General features: G+C 67.2%; 22 protein-coding genes and 1 pseudogene. 10 read left to right on the forward strand and 13 right to left on the reverse strand.

Annotated features, from left to right (window positions below; all coding sequences use genetic code 11):
* A complete protein-coding gene (nadA, locus tag EH209_RS09010) occupies positions 1-1,134 on the reverse strand; it encodes a quinolinate synthase NadA (RefSeq protein WP_126662594.1) in 1,134 nt (377 codons plus the stop codon).
* A gap of 204 nt (positions 1,135-1,338) precedes the next feature.
* Between nadA and gfo6 the strand changes: the two genes are divergently transcribed.
* Positions 1,339-2,409: a D-xylose 1-dehydrogenase Gfo6 gene (gfo6, locus tag EH209_RS09015; RefSeq protein WP_126662595.1), complete on the forward strand. Its 1,071-nt coding sequence runs from the start codon at positions 1,339-1,341 to the stop codon at positions 2,407-2,409.
* Positions 2,410-2,508: 99 nt separating this feature from the next.
* Here gfo6 and EH209_RS09025 read toward each other — a convergent pair.
* From EH209_RS09025 to EH209_RS09045, 5 genes and pseudogenes are all read right to left on the reverse strand, one after another.
* Positions 2,509-2,978, reverse strand: a pseudogene (locus EH209_RS09025) (DUF2267 domain-containing protein).
* 136 nt (positions 2,979-3,114) lie between these two features.
* Complete coding sequence (locus EH209_RS09030; protein ID WP_126662598.1) at positions 3,115-4,095, reverse strand: LLM class flavin-dependent oxidoreductase; 981 nt, start codon at positions 4,093-4,095, stop codon at positions 3,115-3,117.
* Positions 4,096-4,131: 36 nt separating this feature from the next.
* On the reverse strand, positions 4,132-4,473 hold the full coding sequence (locus EH209_RS09035) for a HalOD1 output domain-containing protein (RefSeq protein WP_126662599.1): 342 nt from the start codon (positions 4,471-4,473) through the stop codon (positions 4,132-4,134).
* A gap of 63 nt (positions 4,474-4,536) precedes the next feature.
* Complete coding sequence (locus EH209_RS09040) at positions 4,537-5,196, reverse strand: helix-turn-helix domain-containing protein (protein ID WP_126662600.1); 660 nt, start codon at positions 5,194-5,196, stop codon at positions 4,537-4,539.
* Between the two features lie 90 nt (positions 5,197-5,286).
* Positions 5,287-6,873: an amidohydrolase gene (locus EH209_RS09045; protein ID WP_126662601.1), complete on the reverse strand. Its 1,587-nt coding sequence runs from the start codon at positions 6,871-6,873 to the stop codon at positions 5,287-5,289.
* A gap of 413 nt (positions 6,874-7,286) precedes the next feature.
* Here EH209_RS09045 and EH209_RS09050 point away from each other — a divergent pair, with 413 nt between their 5' ends.
* Together EH209_RS09050 and hmgA are read left to right on the forward strand one after the other, a co-directional pair.
* Entirely contained in the window at positions 7,287-7,685 is a 399-nt protein-coding gene (locus tag EH209_RS09050) for a hypothetical protein (RefSeq protein WP_126662602.1), read from the forward strand.
* Positions 7,686-7,742: 57 nt separating this feature from the next.
* Positions 7,743-8,969, forward strand: coding sequence for a hydroxymethylglutaryl-CoA reductase (NADPH) (gene hmgA, locus EH209_RS09055; RefSeq protein ID WP_126662603.1), 1,227 nt, complete (start codon positions 7,743-7,745; stop codon positions 8,967-8,969).
* A 56-nt stretch (positions 8,970-9,025) separates the two neighbouring features.
* Here hmgA and EH209_RS09060 read toward each other — a convergent pair whose 3' ends face one another.
* Positions 9,026-9,400: a hypothetical protein gene (locus EH209_RS09060; protein ID WP_126662604.1), complete on the reverse strand. Its 375-nt coding sequence runs from the start codon at positions 9,398-9,400 to the stop codon at positions 9,026-9,028.
* Between the two features lie 84 nt (positions 9,401-9,484).
* On the reverse strand, positions 9,485-10,009 hold the full coding sequence (locus EH209_RS09065; RefSeq protein ID WP_126662605.1) for a DUF5817 domain-containing protein: 525 nt from the start codon (positions 10,007-10,009) through the stop codon (positions 9,485-9,487).
* A 214-nt stretch (positions 10,010-10,223) separates the two neighbouring features.
* On the opposite strand from EH209_RS09065, the gene EH209_RS09070 reads away from it, so the two are divergent.
* From EH209_RS09070 to EH209_RS09085, 4 genes are all read left to right on the forward strand, one after another.
* A complete protein-coding gene (locus tag EH209_RS09070; RefSeq protein WP_126662606.1) occupies positions 10,224-10,565 on the forward strand; it encodes a cupin domain-containing protein in 342 nt (113 codons plus the stop codon).
* A gap of 90 nt (positions 10,566-10,655) precedes the next feature.
* The gene (locus EH209_RS09075) at positions 10,656-12,029 is read left to right on the forward strand and encodes an NRAMP family divalent metal transporter (RefSeq protein ID WP_126662607.1); all 1,374 of its coding nucleotides are present in this window, start codon (positions 10,656-10,658) and stop codon (positions 12,027-12,029) included.
* Positions 12,030-12,091: 62 nt separating this feature from the next.
* Positions 12,092-12,826, forward strand: a complete 735-nt coding sequence (locus EH209_RS09080) for an SDR family oxidoreductase (RefSeq protein WP_126662608.1) — start codon at positions 12,092-12,094, stop codon at positions 12,824-12,826.
* Between the two features lie 66 nt (positions 12,827-12,892).
* Positions 12,893-13,558 carry an HD domain-containing protein gene (locus tag EH209_RS09085; RefSeq protein ID WP_126662609.1) on the forward strand — a complete coding sequence of 222 codons (666 nt, stop codon included), beginning with the start codon at positions 12,893-12,895 and terminating at the stop codon, positions 13,556-13,558.
* Positions 13,559-13,579: 21 nt separating this feature from the next.
* On the opposite strand, the gene EH209_RS09090 is transcribed toward EH209_RS09085, so the two are convergent.
* The 3 genes from EH209_RS09090 to EH209_RS09100 all read right to left on the reverse strand — a co-directional run bounded on the left by EH209_RS09090 (position 13,580) and on the right by EH209_RS09100 (position 15,905).
* Positions 13,580-14,020: a GNAT family N-acetyltransferase gene (locus EH209_RS09090; RefSeq protein WP_126662610.1), complete on the reverse strand. Its 441-nt coding sequence runs from the start codon at positions 14,018-14,020 to the stop codon at positions 13,580-13,582.
* Between the two features lie 72 nt (positions 14,021-14,092).
* Positions 14,093-15,229: an alpha/beta hydrolase gene (locus tag EH209_RS09095; RefSeq protein WP_126662611.1), complete on the reverse strand. Its 1,137-nt coding sequence runs from the start codon at positions 15,227-15,229 to the stop codon at positions 14,093-14,095.
* A 160-nt stretch (positions 15,230-15,389) separates the two neighbouring features.
* The gene (locus EH209_RS09100) at positions 15,390-15,905 is read right to left on the reverse strand and encodes an NUDIX domain-containing protein (RefSeq protein ID WP_126662612.1); all 516 of its coding nucleotides are present in this window, start codon (positions 15,903-15,905) and stop codon (positions 15,390-15,392) included.
* 174 nt (positions 15,906-16,079) lie between these two features.
* Here EH209_RS09100 and EH209_RS09105 point away from each other — a divergent pair, with 174 nt between their 5' ends.
* Positions 16,080-17,810 (forward strand): sensor histidine kinase, encoded by a 1,731-nt coding sequence (locus tag EH209_RS09105; RefSeq protein WP_126662613.1) that lies wholly within the window; start codon positions 16,080-16,082, stop codon positions 17,808-17,810.
* Between the two features lie 124 nt (positions 17,811-17,934).
* Here EH209_RS09105 and icd read toward each other — a convergent pair whose 3' ends face one another.
* Complete coding sequence (gene icd, locus EH209_RS09110; protein ID WP_126662614.1) at positions 17,935-19,212, reverse strand: isocitrate dehydrogenase (NADP(+)); 1,278 nt, start codon at positions 19,210-19,212, stop codon at positions 17,935-17,937.
* A gap of 897 nt (positions 19,213-20,109) precedes the next feature.
* Between icd and map the strand changes: the two genes are divergently transcribed.
* Complete coding sequence (map, locus tag EH209_RS09115; RefSeq protein WP_126662615.1) at positions 20,110-21,012, forward strand: type II methionyl aminopeptidase; 903 nt, start codon at positions 20,110-20,112, stop codon at positions 21,010-21,012.
* A 128-nt stretch (positions 21,013-21,140) separates the two neighbouring features.
* Here the strand turns inward: map and EH209_RS09120 are convergent, their stop codons facing one another.
* A complete protein-coding gene (locus tag EH209_RS09120) occupies positions 21,141-21,341 on the reverse strand; it encodes a DUF7835 family putative zinc beta-ribbon protein (RefSeq protein ID WP_012941769.1) in 201 nt (66 codons plus the stop codon).
* A 251-nt stretch (positions 21,342-21,592) separates the two neighbouring features.
* On the opposite strand from EH209_RS09120, the gene EH209_RS09125 reads away from it, so the two are divergent.
* Positions 21,593-22,138 (forward strand): HIT family protein, encoded by a 546-nt coding sequence (locus EH209_RS09125; protein WP_126662616.1) that lies wholly within the window; start codon positions 21,593-21,595, stop codon positions 22,136-22,138.
* The last annotated feature ends 16 nt before the right edge of the window (positions 22,139-22,154 follow it).

Raw genomic sequence — 22,154 nt, forward strand, 5'->3', positions numbered from 1 at the left:
TTAGATCTCGAGCATGCGATCGAGCGCGACTTCGGCGAGTTCCTTCTCCTCGGGCGCGACTTCGATCACGTTGCGTTCCCGACCCTCGACGAGTTCCTCGAGCACCCAGGTGAGGTAGTTAGGGTCGATCTGGCGCATGGCGTTGCAGTCCATGCAGGCGTCGCCGCAGAGCGGCAGGACGTTCACCTCGGGATGCCAGCGCTGGAGGTGCTCGGTGAGGTGGATCTCGGTGCCAATGGCCCACGTCTCGCCGGGATCGGCGTTCTCGATCGTCTCGCAGATCGTCGCCGTCGAGCCTGCTTTGTCGGCAGCTTCAACGACCTCGCGGCGGCATTCGGGGTGGACGATGACGTTCGCCTCGGGGTGTTCCGCCCGGATGTCTTCGATGTGGTCCTCGCGGAACCGCTCGTGGACCTGGCAGTAGCCGTCCCAGAGGATGATGTCGCTCTCGGCGACCTCGTCGGCGTCCTTTCCTTCGGGATCCCACGGGTCCCACTCCGCGATCTCGTCTTCCATGTCCAGTCGGTGGGACGTGTTCTCCCCGAGGTGCTTGTCGGGGAGGAAGAGGACCTTGTCGCCCTTATCGAAGGCGTACTCGAACGCCTTGTGCGCGTTCGAGGAGGTACAGACGAGCCCGCCCTGGCTCGCGCAGAACGCCTTCAGGTCCGCGTAGGAGTTCATGTAGGTGATCGGGATGATGTCGGCGTCGGGCGCGGCCGCGGTGATCTCGGCCCACGCGCTGTCGACCTGCAGGGCTTCGGCCATCCCGGCCATGGGACACGAGGCCTCCATGCTCGGGAGGATCACCGTCTGCTCGTCGTCGGTGATGATGTCCGCGCTCTCGGCCATGAACGTCACGCCGCCAAAGATCACGTACTCGGCGTCCGCGTTCGCGGCCTCCTTCGAGAGTTGGTAGGAATCGCCGATGAAGTCGGCGTGTTCGACGATCTCCCGGCGCTGATAGTTGTGACCTAGGATCACGACGTCGTCGCCGAGTTCCTCGAGCGCCGCCTCGATTCGCTCCGTGCGCTCGTCTTCTTCGAGATCGCGGTATCGAGGCGGTAGTTGTTCGAGATTATCGTATTTGAACAGACTCAAATCGGTATCCAGCTCCGCCGTTTCCATTTTGACCATTTCACGTCACCTGTGGGTAACTCCACGTCACACCGCCCTGTTGAAGAAGTTTTTCCTTCGATACTGCACACCGGCGGAATACCATCGAGGGATATACGAGCCGAAAGCGGATCACCGGAGGTTCGATCTGATCTATAGGTTGCTTCCGCTGACAGTCACCGCTCCGTGCAGTGGTGCCTTTCCGCTTGCGTCCCTAGAGACAGTATGGCACTCGAGGAGGTCTTTTCCCACTTCACCCGGCGGGACTGGGAGGAGGAATCGCCCGACGGAACGGTTCGCCTCGCCGTCGTCGGCGTCGGGGGCTTCGCCCGGCAGCGCGCGCTCCCGGCGATCGCGGAGGGGCGGTACTGCGAGACGACGGCGCTGGTCTCCGGCTCGCCCGATCGCACGCGGACCGTCGCCGAGTCGTTCGACGTTCCCCACGTCCTCGATTACGACGGGTTCCTGGCCGGCGACCACGCCGACACCTACGACGCGGTCTACGTCGCGACGCCGAACGCCATCCACGGCGAGTACGCCGTCGCCGCCGCGGAGCGGGGCGCCCACGTCATCTGCGAGAAGCCCCTCGAGACGACCCGCGAGCGGGCCGCCGGCATCGTCGACGCCTGCGAGGCGGCCGACGTGACGCTGATGACGGCCTACCGGCTGCAGACCGAGCCGACGATTCGGCGGGCGCGGGAACTCGTCCGCAGCGACGTCATCGGCGACATCGTCCAGGTCCACGGCGGCTTCTCGCACCCGCTGCTCGAGGGCACCGGCCCCGACACGTGGCGTCTCGATCCCGGCCTCGCGGGCGGCGGCGCCCTGGTCGATCTGGGCGTCTACCCGCTCAACACGATTCGATTCGTCCTTGAGGACGATCCCGCGGGCGTCTACGCCACCACTCACTCGAGCGGCCCGCCCTTCGACGCGGTCGACGAGCACGTCGCCTTCCAACTCGAGTTCGCGAACGTCGCGACGGCCTCGTGTACAGCCAGTTTCGACGCCCACGCCAGCAGCCAGCTCGAGTTAGTAGGAACGGAGGGGAAGATCCACGTCGAGTCGCCGTTCGGCGGTGTCGTCCCTCAGGAGATGGTCGTCGAGAGCGGCGACGTCCGCATGGAGTACACGGGCCCGCGGGTCGACGAGGTCCGCGAAGAGTTCGACTACTTCGGCTACTGCGTGCTCACCGACACGGAACCGGAGCCCGACGGCGAGGACGGCCTCGTGGATCTCGAGGTTATCGAGGCCGCCTACGAATCGGCTGAGACCGGGTGTCGGGTGGAGCTCGAGTGACAGCTCGGACGGGAGCCGCTGAGCAATCGGAGTAGGAGGAACCGACGCTCGAGTTCGATCGCGGGTTTCGCACGTCGAGAAGAAAACGGCTGCAGCGGATCAGGTGGACGCTCCTTCCCACGGCGTCGACTCGACGTCGACCAGTTCGAACAGCTCGTCGAACTCGTCGGGGAACTGCGCCTCGACGTTGGCGATCTCGCCGCCGGGAACTGTCTCGGCGAGCAGGGCGGTCACCGCCTTGATCCGGAACACCGTTTCGGCTTCGTCGATTTCCGCGGCTTCCCGTAGCCGGTGTCGAGATCGAGGTCGTCGTAGTTCAGCCGCTCGCGGACCCGTTCGACGAACTCGTCGAAGTCGTACGGACGTCCGTGGTCAACCTGTAGGAGGGAGCGGTCGACCTCCATGGGCAGCGGGCTGGCGATGTCCGTCGCGCCGCCCTCGTCGACGCGCTCACCGATCGTCTCGAGGACGGCCTGCGTCGTCCGGACGGCCTCTACCTGGGCCCCGGCCTCGATGCAATGCTGTACCTCGCCGACGAAGTCCGTGTAGTTGGTCTTCTCCTGAGACATCGAGAATCAGAGGGGAGCCCTCGCCTGGTACTGTGGAGAGAACTGTCGAAAAGCGTCATCCCGGGATTGGCAAGGCCTGAGAGACGGTTCTCGATCGCCTCGAGGCGGGCGATCGACGCCACTCGAGCCGACCCGCTCAGAGCCGGTCGGGTGCGAGTTCGTCGATCGTCGTCTCGACGACGTCCCTCGAGGCCGGTTCCGGAACGACGACGATGGGGTGGTCGATCCCCGTCTCGGCGACGAGCGTCCGAAGCTGCTCGCGCGCGTCGTCCGGCGTGCCGGCGACGCCGAGGTCCGCCAGCATCGCGTCGGTCACCGCGTCGGCGGCCTCTCCCTTCTCTCCGCTGCGCCACGCGTCAGCGATGCGGTCCGCGCGCTCGGGGTACGCCGTCGCGACGGCTCGGCGATACCCTTCGCCGCTGCCGACGTAGTAGGCGATGTGCCGGCGCAGCGTCTCCCGAGCCTCGTCGGGATCCTCGCTGACCGCCGACGGAACGTAGGGCGCGATCGCGATCTCGCTCGGATCGCGGTCGCGCTCGCGGGCCGCGTCCGCGACTTCCTCGAAGGCCGCGTCGAGGTGTGAGAACGGAATATTGTGCGGGATCCAGCCGTCGCAGAGCCGGCCGACGACTCGCCGGTTCGCCGGCCCGAGGCCGGCGTGGTAGACCGGCACGGGGGCCTCGAGCGACGGGAAGTCGGCGGCCGCGAGCACCTCGCCGTCGTAGTCGACGCGACCCTCGCCGGCGGTGTACGCGCGGACGAGTTCGATCGTCTCGTGGGCCCGCCGGACGGGACGATCGAACGCCATCCCGTGGAGGTCCTCGACGGCTTTCGGCGTGCTGGTCCCGACGCCGAGCGTGAACCGGCCGTCCGAGGCCCGCTGCAGCGACGCGGCGGTCATCGCGAGCACGGCCGGCGACCGCGAGTAGACGTTCAAGATCGCGCTCCCGAGTTCGATCTCCTCGGTCCGACAGGCCATCTCGGTCAGCTGGACGACGCCGCTCTCGCCCCAGAGTTCGCCAACCCAGACGGCGTCGTAGGCCAGTTGCTCCGCGCGGACCGCAATGTCCGCGAGATCGAGGTCACCGAACGACGTTACCATGAGTCCGACATCCATGCTCCCGACAACGGGAGCCAGTGAGAAAAAATCGAGCTACCCGTCGAACGTGAACTCGAGGTCGTCATCGGACCCGTAGTCGCTGCTATCGCCGTAGACGAGGATCTCCCCGCAGTCGGTGACAACGATGTCGAACTCGTCGACACTGAACTCGAGGCCGACCGATGCCACGGCCCCCCGTGCGGCCGCGTGGTCGAGCAGCCGCTCGAGGGCCTCCGGATCGATCGCCTCCCACAGCGGGCCGATATCTCGTGGCGAGCGATCCGCGACGGTCGAGATTGCACAGACAATTGCACTCGAGAGCTGGCCAGAATTGGTCGGTTCGAAATGGACTCGATGGATGGGTGAACATTCGTGGTCTGAGAAGAGGCCGTTCATCACATGTTGTACGGCTGCCAGCCCGTTGAAGGAGCGGACGGTATATGCCCGGCTTTATAAGGATCACCGGACGAGCGAGTTCTCGATCAGCGCCTTCAGCCCGCGGCGGAGGCGTCCGCTGACGGCCGACGAGGAGATGCCGAGCGCGTCCGCGAGATCCTCGACCGAGGAATCCCGCGGATCCTCGAAGTAGCCGCGTTCGTAGGCGGTGACGAGCGTCTTCCGTTGGATGGGCGTCAGCCCGTAGCCCTGTCCCGTGCTCCGGTCGCCGTCCTCGGCGTGGTAGAGCCGATCGACGGTAAAGTCGACGTCCTTGGCCCGACAGTGCTCTCGAAACTCCTGTAACCGGCCGATCTCAGGCACCTCGAGGGTCGCGATCCAGCCGCCGCGACCGCTCGTGGCGTGGAGGACTCGCATCCCGAGTTCGGCTGCGCGGGGCAACACCAGCCGCTCCGCCGAAGTCAGCCGCATCCGGTAGACGCGGAACTCGCCGCCGTCGATGACGACCGTCGGCTCCGAGACCGTGGGATCGTCGGCGACGACACGGTCGAACGCATCGAAATCGCCGCCGTAGGTCTCGAAGAAGAGGTAGTACTCCCCCGGCCCGGCGATCGTCTGGTACTCGAGCTCGGCGGTCATCTCGGGCAGCGCCTGAATCGTCGGGGTGAGCACCAGCTCGGGGTGGACGAGCGTGATTTCGGCGATGACCCGCGCCTCACTCATGCTGGCTGGTTTGTTACCAGTACCCATGAACCTTGGAGTCCCCGGAGGTCGACGGGAACTCCCCGTCCCGTTCGGATCGCCGCCGTGCCGTCAGCCGTCGAACCCGTCGAAGACGATCTCGCCGTCGACCACCGTCATCGCTACGTCGATCTCGTCGATCCGCTCGACCTCCCACGGCGACGCTTCGAGGACGACCAGATCGGCCCGCTTCCCGACCTCGACGGTCCCGAGACGGTCATCGTCGAAGCCGGCGTAGGCCCCGCCGCGCGTGTAGGCCCGCAGCGCCTCGGTGACCGACAGCCGCTGTGCTTCAGTCGGCGCGTTGACCGCGTGGTGAACGCCGAGCAGCGGATCCAGCGGCATGCAGTCCGAGCCGAACGCGAGCGGGACGCCGGCCTCGAGCACCCGCCGGAACCGATTGGTCCGATTCCGCCGCTCGCGTCCCAGCCGCCGATCGTAGAGGCCGCCCTCGTCCGCCCAGCGGTGGAAGTTCGGTTGCATCGACGCGACGATCCCGGCCTCGGCCATGCGCTCTATCTGGTCGTCGGTCGCCAGTTCCGCGTGTTCGATCCGGTGGCGTCGTCCGCCGGAGTCGGCCGTCGACTCAAGGGCCGACAGCGTCTCCTCGATCGCCGCGTCGCCGATGGCGTGGATGCAGACCTGATACCCGCTGCCGTCGGCGCGCTCGACCAGCGCGGCGAGGTTCTCGGGGTCGACGACCCACTGGCCGCGGTCGTCGCCCTCGTCCGTCTCGTGTGCTGCGTCCGCTTCGTCCCCACTGGCGTCCGCGTACGGCTCCCGGAGCCGCGCCGTTCGACTCCCGAAACTCCCGTCCGAGAAGGACTTGATCGCGCCCGTCCGGACGCGGTCGCTGCCTGCATTCGTCGCCAGCCCGACCTCTTCGAGCGCCTCGAGGTGGTCGCTCCAGTAGTCGATCCGGACGCGCAGGGGCAGGTCGCCGTCGGCGGCCATGTCGCGGTAGACCCGGGGCGCGACCGAGCCGCGGACCTTGTCGTGGACGCCGGTAACGCCAAACTCGACCGCGCGTTCGGTCGCCGCGGCGAGGACCTCGCGCATCTCCTCGCGGCCGGCAGTCAGTTCTCGGCGGACGGCCTCGGCGGCGTCTTCGACGGCGACGCCGGTCGGCTCGCCGCCCGACCGCCGCAGATCGGAGGCGGGGAGGTCGTCCGCGAGCCGCTCGAGGGCGACCGCGTTCAGCGAGGCGGTGTGCAGATCGACGCGCATCGCGACGACGGGCCGCTCCTCGCTGACGCGGTCGAGTTCCGCGCTCGTGAGCGGGCGGCTCCGCGACGCCTCCCACTCGCTCTCGTCGTAGCCGAAGCCGAGAATCCACTCTCGCTCCGGTTCGTCGGCGGCGTGAGCCGACAGCGTCTCGAGGCAGTCCGCGACGCTCGTCGCGGTCGAGAGATCGGCGTGGACGAGGTGCTGTCCGAACTGTTCCATATGCGTGTGGGCGTCGATAAAGCCCGGCAGGACGGGGCGCCCGCCGCAGTCGATCACGTCGGTCTCGACCCCCTCGAGGAACGAGACCTCGTAGCTATCCCCGAGGCGGACGATCTCGCCGTCGCGAACGGCGACCGCCTCGTGGACGATGTCGGGATCGCCGAGGGTGTGGACCGCCGCGTTCACGAGCAGGCGGTCGGCGGCGTCGGTCATGCTCGAGAGGGTGTCGGCGAGGCCCAAAACCGTTCGGGGGAAAGCCCCTGCCGCGCTCGGCCTTTCTGGCCGAGCGCGGCAGCCCCTTTCAGTCCCACCCGAAAGCCCCGACCCGCTGGGCGCCCACGCCCAGCGAGTCGCCCCTTTCAGTCCCGCCCGAGATCGGTTGATCGACCGGCCGACACCCGTGGCAGCCCCATTCTTTTCGGACTTTTTCCGGATCGCCTGCCTAGGTGGCGAAGCTGGCCGGCCGACGTTCGCGATCGGGACAATCATCGAAACTGCGGTGGTGGGTTTGATCGGATTCCACGGGACGAACGGAACGCGGCCGGCTCGAGCGGAACCGTCGGCTCCGAACCGCTGCACGTGCAGTCCGGCGCAAGCTTAACCTGCTGGCTCGTGGACCGCCCGGTATGATCGATCGTGACGGCCGCATCGTCTTCGGCTCGCTCCTGGCGTTGGTCCTCGTGCTCACCGTATCGATCGTCGTCGAGGAGCAGTTCGGAGTCGGCTTGCGGGAGTATCCGGTCCCGTCGTTTCTGGTCTTTGCCGGCCTCGCACTGGCCGCTCCCCAGCTGTATCTCGCCGCGACCGACGACGAGACCGCGGACGACGACCCGACGCGGAGCCGCGTCCAGTTCGCCGCCGTCGCGACGGCGGTCTTCGCGCTCGCCTTCGCCGACGACGCGTCGGGGGTCAGCTACCTCGTGATCGCGGGCATCGGCTCCAGTGCGGTCATCGCGCTGGTCTGCTACGAGGCGCTGCGCTGGCACCACGGCTCGAGCGAAGGGAGCCTCTTGCAGGTTCGGTGATCGGCCTCGCGTGCGAAATCAGCAATCCTTAGGACCGACCGCCGTTTTGGGCAACGCATGACAGACCCCGAGGACCTCGTCGAGCGAGTCCGCGACGGCGAGTTGCGCCTGCACGAACTCGAGGACTACGCCGATCACGACACCGCGGCCGAAGCGCGCCGGCTGCTCCTCGAGCGCGAGACGGAGACGGAACTCGAGGCGATCGGCGACTACGCGTTCCCCGCCGAGGCCGCGGAGCCGAACATCGAGAACATGATCGGCGCCGCGCAGGTGCCGATGGGCGTCGTCGGTCCCGTGCCGGTTTCGGGCGGCGCGGCCACCGGCGATCACTACCTGCCGCTGGCGACGACCGAAGGGGCCCTGCTGGCGTCGGTCAACCGCGGGCTGGGCGTGATTCGCTCGGCGGGCGGCGCGGACGCCCGCGTGACGAAAAACGGGATGACCCGCGCGCCGGTGTTTCGGGTGGCCGGCGTCGCCGAGGCGGCCGAGACCGTCGAGTGGGTCAACGAGAACGGCGACGCGTTGGCCGAGGCCGCCGAGTCCACGACGAGCCACGGCGAACTGATCGACGTCGAGCCGTACGTCGTCGGTGACTCCGTCTACCTGCGCTTCGCCTACGATACTAAGGACGCCATGGGGATGAACATGGCCACCATCGCGACCGGCGAGGCCTGCGAGATCGTCGAGGCCGAAACCCCGGCCGACCTCGTCGCGCTCTCGGGCAACCTCTGTTCGGACAAGAAACCCGCCGCGATCAACGCCGTCGAGGGCCGCGGCCGCTCGGTGACGGCCGACGCCGTGATCCCCGGCGAGCTCGTCGAGGAGCGACTCCACACGACCCCTGAGGCCATCGCCGAGGCGAACACGCGCAAGAACCTCACCGGCAGCGCCAAGGCCGGCAGTCTCGGGTTCAACGCCCACGCGGCCAACGTCGTTGCCGCCGCCTTCCTCGCGACCGGCCAGGACGAGGCCCAGGTCGTCGAGGCCGCGAACGCGATCACCACCATGGACGCCCGCGAGAATGAGGACGGTACCACCGACCTCTACGCCAGCGTCTCGCTGGCCTCCCTCGAGGTGGGCACCGTCGGCGGCGGGACGAAACTGCCGACGCAGGCCGAAGCGCTCGAGGTGCTGGGACTGCGCGGCGGCGGCGATCCGCCGGGCTCGAACGCCGACGCCCTGGCCGAGATCATTGCCGTCGGCGCGCTGGCCGGCGAACTCTCCCTGCTCGGCGCGCTGTCCTCGCGGCATTTGGCGAGCGCACACGAGGATCTCGGTCGCTGAGTCCCGACTCCTGACTCGGTTCACTGCGGATCGCATTCGACGTCGGGACGGTTCGGTTACGCGTTCTCTGAGGCGGTCTCGCGCTCTTCCGTCGCTTCGTCCCGAGCGCGAATCGTCGTTCGCGCGGTGTAACTGCCGGCGCCGACGAGCAGCACGAGCCCGACGAGCATCGGTAGCAGGCTCGAGGCCAGCACGACCAGCCCCAGACCGACGGCCGAAACCGCGTGCGAGACCGCGAAGTCACGCCGCCCGTACGCGCCGTGGAGGAGGGCGACGGCGGCGAACGTCGCGGCGAAGGCACCCAGCCCCAGCGTCGTCGCGTCGACGCCGAACAGCGTTTCGTTGATGAACCGACCATATGCGACGAGCGCGAGCGCCGCTATCGATCCGGCACCGATCGCCTGCTCCTGGACGTCTATCGTCTCCGCCATTCACTCGCCGTTAGCACCCGCGGTGCAAAGCAGTGCCGTTCCGGCGCGTCGCTCGTCTCTGAGTCCTCGTCGCCCGAACGGCCGCTACAGCCGTCGATACCGACCGCGGCTCTCGCTCACCTCGCCGCGGCGAACGAGCTTTTCGAGTGCGTCCTGTACGTACTCCGCTGAGACGCTGCGTTCGCCGGCATAGTCGACGATCTCGTCCTCGGTCGGCTGGTCGAGGTCCTCGAGTGCTCGTTCGACGATCTCCTTCTTGCTGCCGCTGCGAGTCGGACCCCGCGGATCGCGCTCGCCGGCGGCCGAGACCTCATCGACGTCGAGGCCGGATTCCTCGAGGTACTCGTCGTCGTCGACGACGCCGTCGGCGACCTGGTCCTCGAGGGCGTTAAACGAGTCCAGTTCGGCGAAGGCCTCGCCCTCGCCCTGCCGGTTCGCGAGCATCGACGCGCGAACGTCGCGAGCGTGGCCGGCGTCGTCGGTCTCGACGAACTTCTTGCGCTTCTCGTAGGCCTTCCGCGCGCCGCAGCGGGGACACTGGGTCGTCTCGGAGCGACCCTCGATGATCCAGAGGTTCGAACACTCGCTACAGCCGACGACGGCGTACATGGCTCGCAGTCGGGGCGCCTGGCAGTTTAAGGTTCGGCAAGCGCGGCGGAAGTGAAACGACGAGGCGGGTTCCGATCGTCTCGAGTCGACGGGCCGAATCGACGTGCGAGCGGGGTCTCGAGCCCGTGCTCGCAGTTGACGGTCGGTAGTCGGCGCCCGGCGGTCGTTCGCCGGGACCGGCGGATCTATGTGGATCGTCACCTGTTCCCTTCGTATGGAACGCGTTTCGATCGACAACTGCGAGCCGTCGGAAGCCGCCGATGGTGTCCACCTGGCGCTGCTGGCCGGCACCGACTCGATGAACGTCCAGCACTTCGAGATCGAACCCGGCGCGACCGTCGACGAGCACAGCCACACCCACGATCAGACGGGCTACATCGTACAGGGGGAACTCACGTTTCTCGTCGAGGGAGAGGAGACCGTCTGCGGGCCCGGTGACTCCTACGCGATTCCGGGCGACCAGCCCCACGCGGCCGAGAACCGCGGCGACGAGACCGTCCGCGGCGTCGACATCTTCAGCCCGCCGCGGGAGAACCCGAGTTGGCAGTCGGAGTAGTCGCCGTTTTCACCGCCGAAGGTAGCTTTCGAAGACAGTTGTCCCGGCGAATACCACACCGTTATATCATCGAGTGCATAGGGTGGGGCAATGGCAACCGAGTCACAGTCATCGAACTCCCGGGGTATCGGACGCATCGGAACGCATCTCGAGCGATTGGGCCCGACGTGGCTCGCCGGCGCGATCGCGGCGGGGCCGGCGACGATGGGGAGCCTGCTGGTCGCGGGAGCGAGTTTCGAGTACGCGCTGCTGTGGGTCGTCGTCCTCTCGGCGATCCTCGGCACCGTCGGTCAGTACCTCGCGATGCGGCTGGGGCTGCTCACCGAGGCGGGGATCGTCTCGGTCGTCGAACGACACCTCGGCTCGTTCTGGGCGTGGGTGCTCGTCGTCGACGCCGTGCTCGCCGCGGGGTTAGCCCAGATCGTGATCATGAAGACGCTCGCATCGGTCAGCGCGACGATAGCCGCCGAAGCGGGCGTCGGCGTCGCCGCGCTGACCGATCCGCGACTCTGGGGAGTCGCGTGGGCCGTCCTCCTCGCGCTGGGACTCGCTGGCGGCGGCTACCGCTTTGCGGAGGTCGGGGCCAAGGTGCTCGTCTCGATCGTCGTCGTCGCGTTCCTCGCGGCCGCGTTCGTCGCGCCGATCGATCCCGGCGCGGCGGCGACCGGGCTCGTCCCCGCGATTCCAGCCGGCGTCGACGGCGCGCTCGTCGCCGCTGGCATCCTCGGCGGCGCGGTCCACATCACGCTGCTGACGATGCAGAGCTACACGATGCGCGCCCGCGGCTGGACCGTCCGCGACACGGACACCGCGCTCGTCGACGTCGCGAGTTCGATGCTCCTCGCGTTCGGTGCCTTCAGCCTCGCGGTCTTTCTCGTCGCGGCGAGCGTCCTCCCGTCGGCCGGCGTCGACCCCGCGACGATCGACGGCGTGGGCGCCGCACAGACGCTGGGCCCGGTCGCTGGCGAGTACGCCACCTGGGTGTTCCTCGCCGGCCTCCTCGGGGCCGCGGTGTCGACCCTCGGCGGGAATACGATCGTCCCGCCGTACCTGCTCGCCGACAAGTTCGGCTGGGAGCGCTCCACCGACGATGGCCGCTACCGGGCCGCGATTGCCGCCTTCGCGCTCGTCTCCGCCGTCGGTGCGTTCCTCGGCGGGACGTTCTTCCAACTCCTCGTGCTCACGCTGGCGTTCGGACTCGTCGGGACACCCTTCGCTATCGCCGTGCTCCTCGTGCTCCTGAACGATCCCAACGTCGTCCCCGAGACGAACTCGCTGCCCGTCAACGTCGGCGGACTCGCGCTGTTCGCCGTCGCCGCCGTCCTCGCGGGCGAGTTCGTCCAGGGCGAACTCGAGACGGTTACCGAACCGGCCTCGGCCTTCGTCGTCGTCTTCGCCGCCGCGATGGCGCTGGCGATCGTTGGCCTGGCCGGCAAGTACGGTCGCGAGCGACTCGCGAAGTAGGGCGGACCCCGTTTCCGGTCCGCAGACCAATTTTCAAGCCGTTCGGGATCGACACTCAGCGCATGCCAGCGTTAGCGAACGACGTCATCGTCGTCACGGGCGCGAGCCGCGGCCTCGGCCGTGCGATGGTCGAACGGTTCGCCGCGGAGGGCGCCCGCGTCGTGCTCACCGCCCGCGACGAGGAGCGCATGACCGAAATCGTCGCCGACCTGTCCGGCGAATCGCTCGTCGTCCCCGCGGACGTCCGCGACGCCGACGCCGTCGAACGGGTCGTCGACCGAGCGATCGACGAGTTCGGCCGGGTCGACGCGTTGGTCAACAACGCCGGCGTCAGCCTGCTCGGGATGTACGACGGGCGCACCCCGCTCGAGGAGATCAACGAGGACGACTGGGATACCGTCCTCGAGGTCAACCTCAAGGGCATGTTCCTCTTTACTCGCGCTGTGCTGCCCCACATGTACGAGCAGGGCCATGGCAACGTTATCAATATCTCCTCGGGACTCGGTCGAAACGCCATCGGCGGCGCGGGCCCCTACGTGAGTTCGAAGTGGGGCCTCGAGGGACTGACCCGGACGACCGCGCTCGAGGCCGAGGACCGCGGCGTCAACGCCAACGCGCTCGACCCGGGCGGTCGAGTCGACACTGACATCTGGGCGCACCTCCCCGACGAGGAACGCGAACGGATCCTCGATCCCGACGTGATGAACGACGCGGCCGTGCTCCTCGCGGCGCAGGGACCCGACGGCGTCAGCGGCGAGTCGATGCCCGCCGAGGAGTGGGAGCGGCGACTCGGGTAACGCGTTCGGATTCCGTTGCTATCAATCGCGCAACTACTATGCCGACGGCCGATTTTTCATCACTGGATGGCACGGGAATTAGAACCGCTCGCTCGAGAGCTGTCGATTCCGTACTACGAAGCTGCCCTCCCCGCACACGATAGCTTCCACGCCAATCGCGTCCGCGATCTCTCGCTTCGATTAGCGGACGAGTGCGAGGACGCCGTCGATCGAGACGTGCTATCGGCGGCCGCCTGGCTGCACGACATCGGGCGTCCGTTAGAGCGAACGGGCGAGATCGACGATCACGACGAATGGGGTGCGAGCGAAGCGGCGGACCTGCTCGCGGCCGAAGACGTCTCTCCCGACCGAATCGCCGCGGTCGAACGCTGCGTTCGGGCGCACAGTATCCGGGCCAGTTCCCCGGAGCCCGAAACCCTCGAGGCGAAGTTGCTCTTCGACGCGGACAAGTTGGACGCGACCGGCGCGGTCGGGATCGTCCGGCTGGCCTGTATCGTCGGCGAGCGCTCGGGTCGAACGGGCGAGAAACACGCGGTGATCGACGACTCGTCAGGGCTGCGGGCGGCGACGGCGGACCGTCCGGACGTCTCGCTCCTCCACGAGTGGGCGAGAGAGCGGCTGGACGAGTTGTACACGGACCCCGGCCGTCGGCTCGGAGCGTCCCGATGGGAGTTCATGGAGTCGTTTTTCGCCCGCTTCGCCGACGAACTCGGGGTCGAGGGAGAACGGTAACGGTCTCGAGCGAGACGGCGTCTACTCCGACCCCCCGAGCGATTTCCGCATCTCGACGTGGGGGATCCCGGCTTCCTCGAACTCCTCGCCGTACCGTTCGTAACCCAGACTGCGGTAGAAGCCGGCTGCCCGCGTTTGCGAGTGCAGTTTCAGCGACTCGAGTCCGTCCGCTCGAGCCCGGTCTTCGACGGCGGTCATCACCGCACGACCGACGCCGTCCTCCCGGCGGGACTCGAGGACAGCGACGCGTTCGACCTTGCCGACGCCGTCCGCGTACTCCCGGAGGCGGGCGGCGCCGACCGGCTCGTCGCCGTCGTAGGCGACGAAGTGCGTCGCGGTCTCGTCGTGTGCGTCGTACTCGAGTTCCTCGTCGACGCCCTGTTCCTCGACGAATACCGTCTGCCGGACGGTGAAGGCGTCCTCGCGCGTGCGTTCGGTGTCGGCGACGCGTACCTCGGTCATCGGCCGCGAGTATGCGCGGCCGCGACGAGAACGTTACGGGGACCGGCTTCCGTCCCGACCCGCGGCGCCGACTCAGTACCGCGTCTGGAACTGTCGCACCGCGTCGAAGAACTCCCGGCGCTCGCGCTCGAGGAAGATGAAGTGCGTTCCGCCGGCGATCTCGACGTACCGCTTCCGGTCGTCGGTTGCGCCGACGGCGTCGTACAGGTTCAGCGCGCCCTCCCGGGAGATGATGCCGTCGCTCGAGGCGCGGATCACGAGCGTCGGGTCGTCGATCTGCCGCGGGTGGTACTCGCTTTCCTGGCGGACTAACGGGGCGATGATCGTCTCCTCGTCGGCGGTTTCACTGCCTTCTCGAGATGTCTCCGACGCCTCGCCGTCGTCGATCGCCTGGTTCGTCTCGTAGATCGCCTTCCAGACCGCGGCCTGGACCTCGTCGGCGGTGTACTCCGCGCCGCCGATCCAGTAGTCGCGGTCGGCGCCTTCGGGGAGTTCCGCGTTCCACCGCTCGATGAACCCCGAGCGCTCCTGGGTCGCGTACGCGGGCCCCTCGGGATCGGCGCCGATCTCGAGCGTCCCGAACGAGCCGCCCGCGAGCGTGACCGTCGCGTAGTCGGGGTCGCCGACTTCGTATACCGCGCGGCCGCGCCAGGTCCCGCCGGAGAGGCTGACGTAGTGAACGCGATCGAAGCCGCGCTCGTCGCGGAGCCAGCGGGTCACCTCGAGGATGTCGAGCGCCTCGCGTTCGAACGACAGCGGCGGCGCGTTCGCCTCCGGCGGCTCGTCGTACTCGGCGGGCGGTTCGCTGTGGCCGTAGCCGCGCATATCGGGAGCGAACGTGGCCTGTCCCTGCGCCGCGGCGGAGGGGAGCCAGCCGAACTCGTCGCCGAGGGGCGGATCGAACATCGAGACGGCGCCGTAGGTCGAACCGTGGACGAAGATGACGGCCTCCTCGGGTTCGTCGACGGTCGTCCGCTCCCAGACCCGAAGGCGGTGGCCGTCGTCCATCGTTAGATCGTGGGCGGTCGGCAGCCGCGTGTCGGCGCCGCTTCGCTGTCCGTTACAGCTGTTACAGTGCTTCCGTCCGTTCTCGCCGGCGTTATCATCGTCTCCGACTGCGCCCGCGGCGGTTCCGACTAGCGCCGTTCCGACGGTTCCCGCGAGAAACGCTCGTCTGGGCGTCGCCGATGGATCGCGATCGTCCGTCATGTGTCAACTGACCAATCTTATGCGTCGGCGAATAAGGGTAGTTGATGGTTTCTGGAACGCCGATTTCGGGTTGTAGAACGGTATTCGACGGTGAACTGTCTCGACCGTCGTAATCGATCCCGCGGGTCAATCGGCGACCGGGTCGTCCGCCGTTTCGATGCTACGCCGCCGACCGCTCGAGGACCGCCTCGATGTCGGCCGCGATCGCGCCGGACGCGTCCTCGGGGACGTGATCGAGCCAGACGAGGTCCGTCACGTCCTCCCCGGCGACCGTCGGCTCGTCGGCGACCGGCCGGCCCGGAACCGACGCCGTCCGGGCGAGCACATCGTAGGTCGTCCGCCGGCGATCCGCGTCACCGTCCCGCTCGAACTCGACCCGCCGGACGCGAATCGGCTCGGCGATGCCGGCGTCGACGCCGGTCAGCGACTCGAGGGTACGGCGGGCGACGGCGTCCCAGTCTTCGTCCGGGCCGACCGGCGCGCCGGGGAGCGTCCAGCCGCGGATGCCGTCGGCGACCAGCAGCACCTCGCCGGCGTCGTTCGCGACGCCGATCGTCAGGTGGTCCTCGAGGTCGCGGGCGGTCTCAAACTCCGTTCGAGTGAGTGTCCGCGTCTCGGTCTGCACGTCGACGTCGTCGCGCTCACAGAGGGATTCGGGCTCGAGGGTCGGACTCATGGGTAACACGCGTCGACACCGCCCCGAAAAGCTACTGATCCTGATCGAGACGGCGCTTCCGACCCGTTCCGGACGGTCTCGAGTCCGTTCGGTTTCTGTCGACCGTTGTCAACAGTGTGAGCGGCGGGCCAGTGCGTCTTTACCTCGGCGCCGTTTCGGGTAGTTTACGCAGCGATGAGCGCCGAGTCACACGCCGATGTCTCCGATCCCCCGACCGTCGAGTCGGAAGGCGGGTCGAGCGCGCCGTTCCAATTGGGTCCCCGCCAGTTCCGACTGGCGTGGATCGTCGCGGGACTGTTCGTCCTCGGATCGGTCGGCTTGATGCGCCTGATGGGCCCCCGTGGAACCCTCCTCTTCTCGAACGTTATCCTCGTCGCCAGCGCGGCCGCGGCCGCCGTCGCACTGGGACTGCTGGCCCGCCGGAGCGAGCCGCCGGACGCGCTCGGCTGGGGGATCGTCGCGGTCGGTACCGGCCTGTTCGCGACCGGCGAGTTCGCGTGGATGTGCTACGAACTGTGGCTGAGCGGCGTCCCGTTCCCCGGCGTGCCGGACCTGTTCTATCTCGCCGACTACCTCTTTCTCGGGGCCGGACTGTTGGTGCTCGCCGCGTCCCAACACCGTCTGGGTTCGATCCTCCGCATCACCCTCGACGGGTTCCTCGTCGCGGCCGCCTTGCTCGCGATCAGTTGGCAGTTCGTGCTCGCTCCGATCCTGGCCCACGGCGACGCTGGCGGCGCGACGCTGTGGTTGTCCGCCGCGTACCCGTCGCTCGACATCGTCCTCGCCGCGGTCGCGTTCGTCGTCGCGGTCCACGCCCGCGGGTCGCGGCGCGTCCCGATCACGCTCTTCGCCGCGGGCAACCTCGTCTGGGCGTTCGCCGACAGCGCGTTCGCCTACCTGTCGATCACGGGAGGCTACATCTACAGCGAGTTCGACGTGATCTGGCTCGCCGGCAATCTGATCGTCGCGCTCGCCGCGCTCCATCCGTCGGCGGCGACGCCCCCGCCCGAGGTCGACCGACGCCGGTACGCGTTCCGAGAAACGGTCGCCCCCTACGTCCCCTTCCTGCTCGCGATGGCCGTCATGGGCTACGCCGCCTTGACCGGGACCCTCGACCCGGTCGGGCTCGCGCTCGGCGCGCTCGTGTTGCTCGCGCTCGTCGCCCGGCAGACCTACGTCTTCTTCGACGCGGCGGCGTTGAGCCGGCGCCTCGAGCGCAACGAGGAAACGCTGTCCCGCCGCAACGAGGAACTGCTGCTCCTGAACCGGATCGTCCGCCACGACATCCGCAACGACATGGCGGTCGTCCTCGGCTGGGGCGAGGAACTGAACGACCGCCTCGACGGCGAGGACGAGCGCGCGATGCTCGAGCGGATGCTGGGCACGACGCGACACACGATCGAACTCACCGAGACGCTCCAGGCGTTCACCGAACTCTGGGACGACGACGGCGACCACGGCGCGGAACCGGTCTCGCTCGAGGCGACGCTCGCCGAGACGCTCGAGCGGCGACGCGAGGCGTACGCCGACGCCGAGTTCGTCGTCGACGGATCGATTCCGACGGCGACCGTCAGCGCCGGGCCGCTCCTGTCGACCGTGTTCAGGAACCTCCTGAACAACGCGGTCCAGCACAACGACGCGGCCGAGCCGCGCGTCGTTATCACCGCCGACGCCGGGCCGGAGACGGCCACCGTCCGAATCGTCGATAACGGCCCGGGCGTTCCGCTCGACCGACGCGACACCCTCTTCGGCCGCGGCGAGAAGGGCCTCGAGAGCGAGGGCTCGGGAGTCGGCCTCTACCTCGTCGACACGCTCGTCTCGCAGTACGGCGGCGACGTGTGGATCGAATCGAGCGAGCTGGGTGGGGCTGCCGTCGTCGTCGAACTGCAGCGCTATCGAGCTTGATCTCGAGGACGGGGAGACGACGGACTGGCTACCGGACTCGAGTCCCGTAGCGATCGACTCGCCGTGATGAAACGAGAGAAGCGCAGAAAAACGGTTCCGAAGCCGCAAGCGGACGAGAAGGTCTCTACGAGAGCTTCTCGATGGTGTCGACGATCTCGTCGGTGTACTCGCTGGTGCCGAGCTTCTCGGCGTCCTCGAGCTGGCGCTCGAGGTCGTAGGTGACCTTGCCGGAGGAGATGGTCTCCTCGACGGCGTCGCGGATCAGGTCGGCGGCGTCGTCCCAGCCGAGGTAGTCGAACATGAGGCGGCCGGAGAGGATCATCGCAGTCGGGTTGGCCATGTTCTGGCCGGCGCGCTTGGGCGCGGAGCCGTGGACGGGCTCGGCGAGCATGCGGCCCTTGCCGAAGTTGCCACCCGGAGCGATGCCGAGGCCGCCGATCTGGGCGCCGGCGGCGTCGGAGAGGTAGTCGCCGTTGAGGTTGGGCATCGCGAGGACGTCGAACTCGTCGGTGCGCAGTTGCATCCACTGGAGCATCGCGTCGGCGAGGCGCTCCTCGACCATGACGGCGTCCTCCGGAATGTCGACCTCGTCCTGGGTCTCCCACAGCGAGTCGGGTGCGGCGAAGACCTCATCGTCGGGGTACTCCTCGTCGGCGACCTCCATGCCCCAGTCACCGAACTGACCCTCGGTGAACTTCATGATGTTGCCCTTGTGGACGAGCGTGACCTTGTCTCGGTCGTGCTCTAAGGCGTAGTCGATGGCCTCGCGAACGAGTCGCTTCGAGCCCTTCTCGGTGATCGGCTTGAGGCCGATACCGATGGGGCCGTCGTGCATCGTCTCGTCGAAGCCCATCTCGTCCTCGACGAACTCGCGGACCTGCTCGACCTCGTCGGTGCCGGCCTCCCACTCGATGCCGGCGTAGACGTCTTCGGTGTTCTCCCGGAAGGTCACCATGTCCATCTCCTCGGGCGCCTTCATCGGCGACGGGACGCCGTCGAGGTAGTAGGTCGGACGGACGTTAGCGTAGAGGTCCAGCGTCTGTCGTAGCGCGACGTTCAGCGAGCGGAAGCCGGCACCGACGGGGGTCGTCAGCGGACCCTTGATGGCGACGCGGTGTTCCTCGATCGCGTCGACGGTTTCGTCGGGCAGGTTAACGTCCTCGCCGTACTCCTCCCGGGCGGACTCGCCGGCGTAGACGCGCATCCAGCTGATCTCGCGACCGGTCGCCTCGGCGGCGGCCTCGAGGACCTTCTGTGCGGCGGGACCGACGTCCTTCCCGATACCGTCGCCGTGGATGATCGGGATGATCGGATTGTCGGGCACCTCGATCTCGTCCTCGGAACCCTCTTTCAGCGTGATCTTCTCCCCCGCGTCAGGGACCTCGATCTTGTCGTAGCTCATCTCGTCTGTACGGTTACTCGATAGGGGTAAAAGGCCTACCATTTCCATCGACGGCCGGCAAAAATTGAACGATTCCCGATAGGGTCTTTCGGCATATCAACTCCGAGAGCCGCTGAGCTGGGGGCATGTGTTCGAATTCGGAAATTCGGCGTATATAAACATTCGTCTTATGACGGGTCTATGAGTGGACAAAACGCAATTTTGTCTCGACGGCAAGGGTGACGGGTATCGACGAATGTGGAACTCTCGAGGCGAGGGCATCGCGGCGTAATGCAGATCGCTCGCGGACGGGAAATCGAGTCGCGAACGCCCTCGAGATCGACGGGTCCACCCGCCGGGTCCGTCGCCGTCGCCCCGAGGGCGGTTCACGACGCTCGCCGACCGTCCGAACCGACTCGCTCGGCAGTGGCGTCTCTCACGCCGGCGGCATCGACGCGAGCGATCGACAAAACGCCGGTGACTGTTTCTGACAGCCCACTAATGTTATCGGCGATTTCCGCCAAAATGACAGCCGAGACGGTTCGAGTAGACGGTTGGCGACCGACCGCCGGCCCGCGATCGGCGACGAGGGTTCGACGATTGACGTCGAGTAGTTTTATCATCGTCGTTGCCGTGGTCGAACCCATGCTGGAAACACCACACTACGCGGCGCGACACTGCCCTCACTGTGCGACGACGCTGTCGAACGTGCAGGGGGTCGCCGCCTGTCCGGAGTGTCAGTGGATCGATAGCGACTGACGCTCGCCGGTAGGTCGGGTTCGGCCGTCGTCGCCTCCCGGTCGGGTTCGGCCGTCGTCGCCTCCCGGTCGGGTTCGGCCGTCGTCGCCTCCCGGTCGCGTTCCTGAGTCCCGTCGCCGAGGCGGAACCTCTTTTTGTCGACCGGTACAACCCCGGTGCATGGCCGAATCCGAGGTGGACTTAGAGTCCGAGAAGTACGAGAAGCACCGCGAGGCGGGGAAGATCCTCGCACAGGTGCGCGAAGAGGCAGCCGAGCGCGTCGAGGTCGGCGCGAGTCACCTCGAAGTCGCCGAGTTCGCCGAGGATCGAATTCGGGAACTCGGCGGCGAACCCGCCTTCCCGGTCAACATCTCGATCGACGAGGAGGCGGCCCACGCGACGCCCTCGATCGACGACGACACAACCTTCGGCGAGGAGATGGTCAATTTGGACATCGGTGTCCACGTCGACGGCTGGCTGGCCGACACCGCCATCACCGTCGACCTCTCGGGCAACCCCGAACTCGCCGAGGCCTCCGAACAGGCCCTCGAGGCGGCCCTCGATATCATCGAACCGGGCGTCGACACGGGCGACATCGGCGCCGAGATCGAGGACGTCATCGACGGCTACGGCTACAACCCCGTCGTCAACCTGACCGGGCACGGACTGGGCCACTGGGAGCAACACACCAGCCCGAACATCCCCAACCGCGCCGTCTCGCAGGGGACGACGCTCGAGGTCGGCGACGTCGTCGCCATCGAACCGTTCGCGACCGACGGCGGCGGCAAGGTCAGCGAGGGCGCCAGCGAGGAAATTTTCGCCCTAGAGCGCGAGGGCTCGGTGCGCAACCGGCAGGCCCGCGACGCGCTGGAACAGATCACCGAGGAGTTCCGCACGCTGCCGTTCGCGACGCGGTGGCTCGAGACCGACCGGCCGGAGATGGCGCTACGCCGACTCAAGCGCAACGACATCGTCCACGGCTACCCGGTGTTGAAGGAGGACGACGGCTACCTCGTCAGCCAGAAGGAGCACACGATCATTATCACCGAGGACGGCTGCGAAGTCACGACGGCGTCGGACTGATCGTCGAACCCTCGACTCGAGCGGATCGCTATCGCTGACGTGCGGTCGCGTCGAAAAGGGGGTGTAGGGGGGTTCGCGGGAGACCGGCAACGAGGGCGGTTCGTAGCGCGGTCGTCGGTCGGTCGTTCTCAGGCGTTGTTCATCCGCTGGCTCGAGCGGTTGCCACACCGCTGGCACTCGGCCACGCGGTAGGGTTCGCGCGAGAACTGCGCGTTCTCTTTCTTCAGGCTCTCGGTTCGGATCTGGACGGACACTTCGTGGAGTGTCTCGAGGTCGCAGTCGGGGCAGTGCTCGGTCATCCCGTTGAAGGAGTCGTCAGTCGTTGCCATTACCGGGACCTTTCCGTAGTACAAGCTTAAATCCCTGTTTCATTTCGAGAACTGAGTCGAAAAATCGCAAGACAGCGTTATGGTGCTGATAAAAAGCTTCGAGAGCGTTCTATATCGTTTATCGACCGCTCTCGTACGGTTGTACTGTTCACCGATCCCTCTCGAAACAGACACGAAGTATTAGATTTGAAGATAATCCTGAATAATTGCCGGAGTGAAACGCTTTAGGCTCTCCCACTCTTGTGTCAGGTATGGATCAGGTGTTTGCACCCTGGCGGATCGACTGGATCAAGCGCGACGAGGGAAACCCCGACGTCGAGGACTGCGTCTTCTGTGAACTGCCCGCCCTCGAAACTGACAGGGAGAACCTGATTGTCGCCCGGAGCGAGCACGCGTTCGTGATGTTCAATAATTACCCGTACAATCCGGGTCACGCGATGGTTATTCCTCACGCTCATACCGGCGACTATACCGAACTCGACGGCGAGCAACTGCTCGATCACGCCCGCTTGAAACAGCGCACCTTCGACGCGCTCGAGGCCGGCCTCGAGCCGGACGGTTTCAACGCCGGCTTGAACCTCGGCGACGGGGCCGGCGGCTCCATCGACGACCACCTCCACACCCACGTCGTGCCCCGCTGGGAGGGCGACACCAACTTCATGCCCGTCATCAGCGACACCACGGTGATCGTCGAGGCGCTCGAGGAGACCTACGACCGCGTCCGCGACGCCTTCGCCGACCAGCCGGGTGCGACCGTCCCCGACGAGGACGGCGCCGTTGTCTTCGAGTTCGAGTAGCGACGTCCGGCCCGTT

It is taken from the genome of Haloterrigena salifodinae, from assembly GCF_003977755.1.
Taxonomy (GTDB): domain Archaea; phylum Halobacteriota; class Halobacteria; order Halobacteriales; family Natrialbaceae; genus Haloterrigena; species Haloterrigena salifodinae.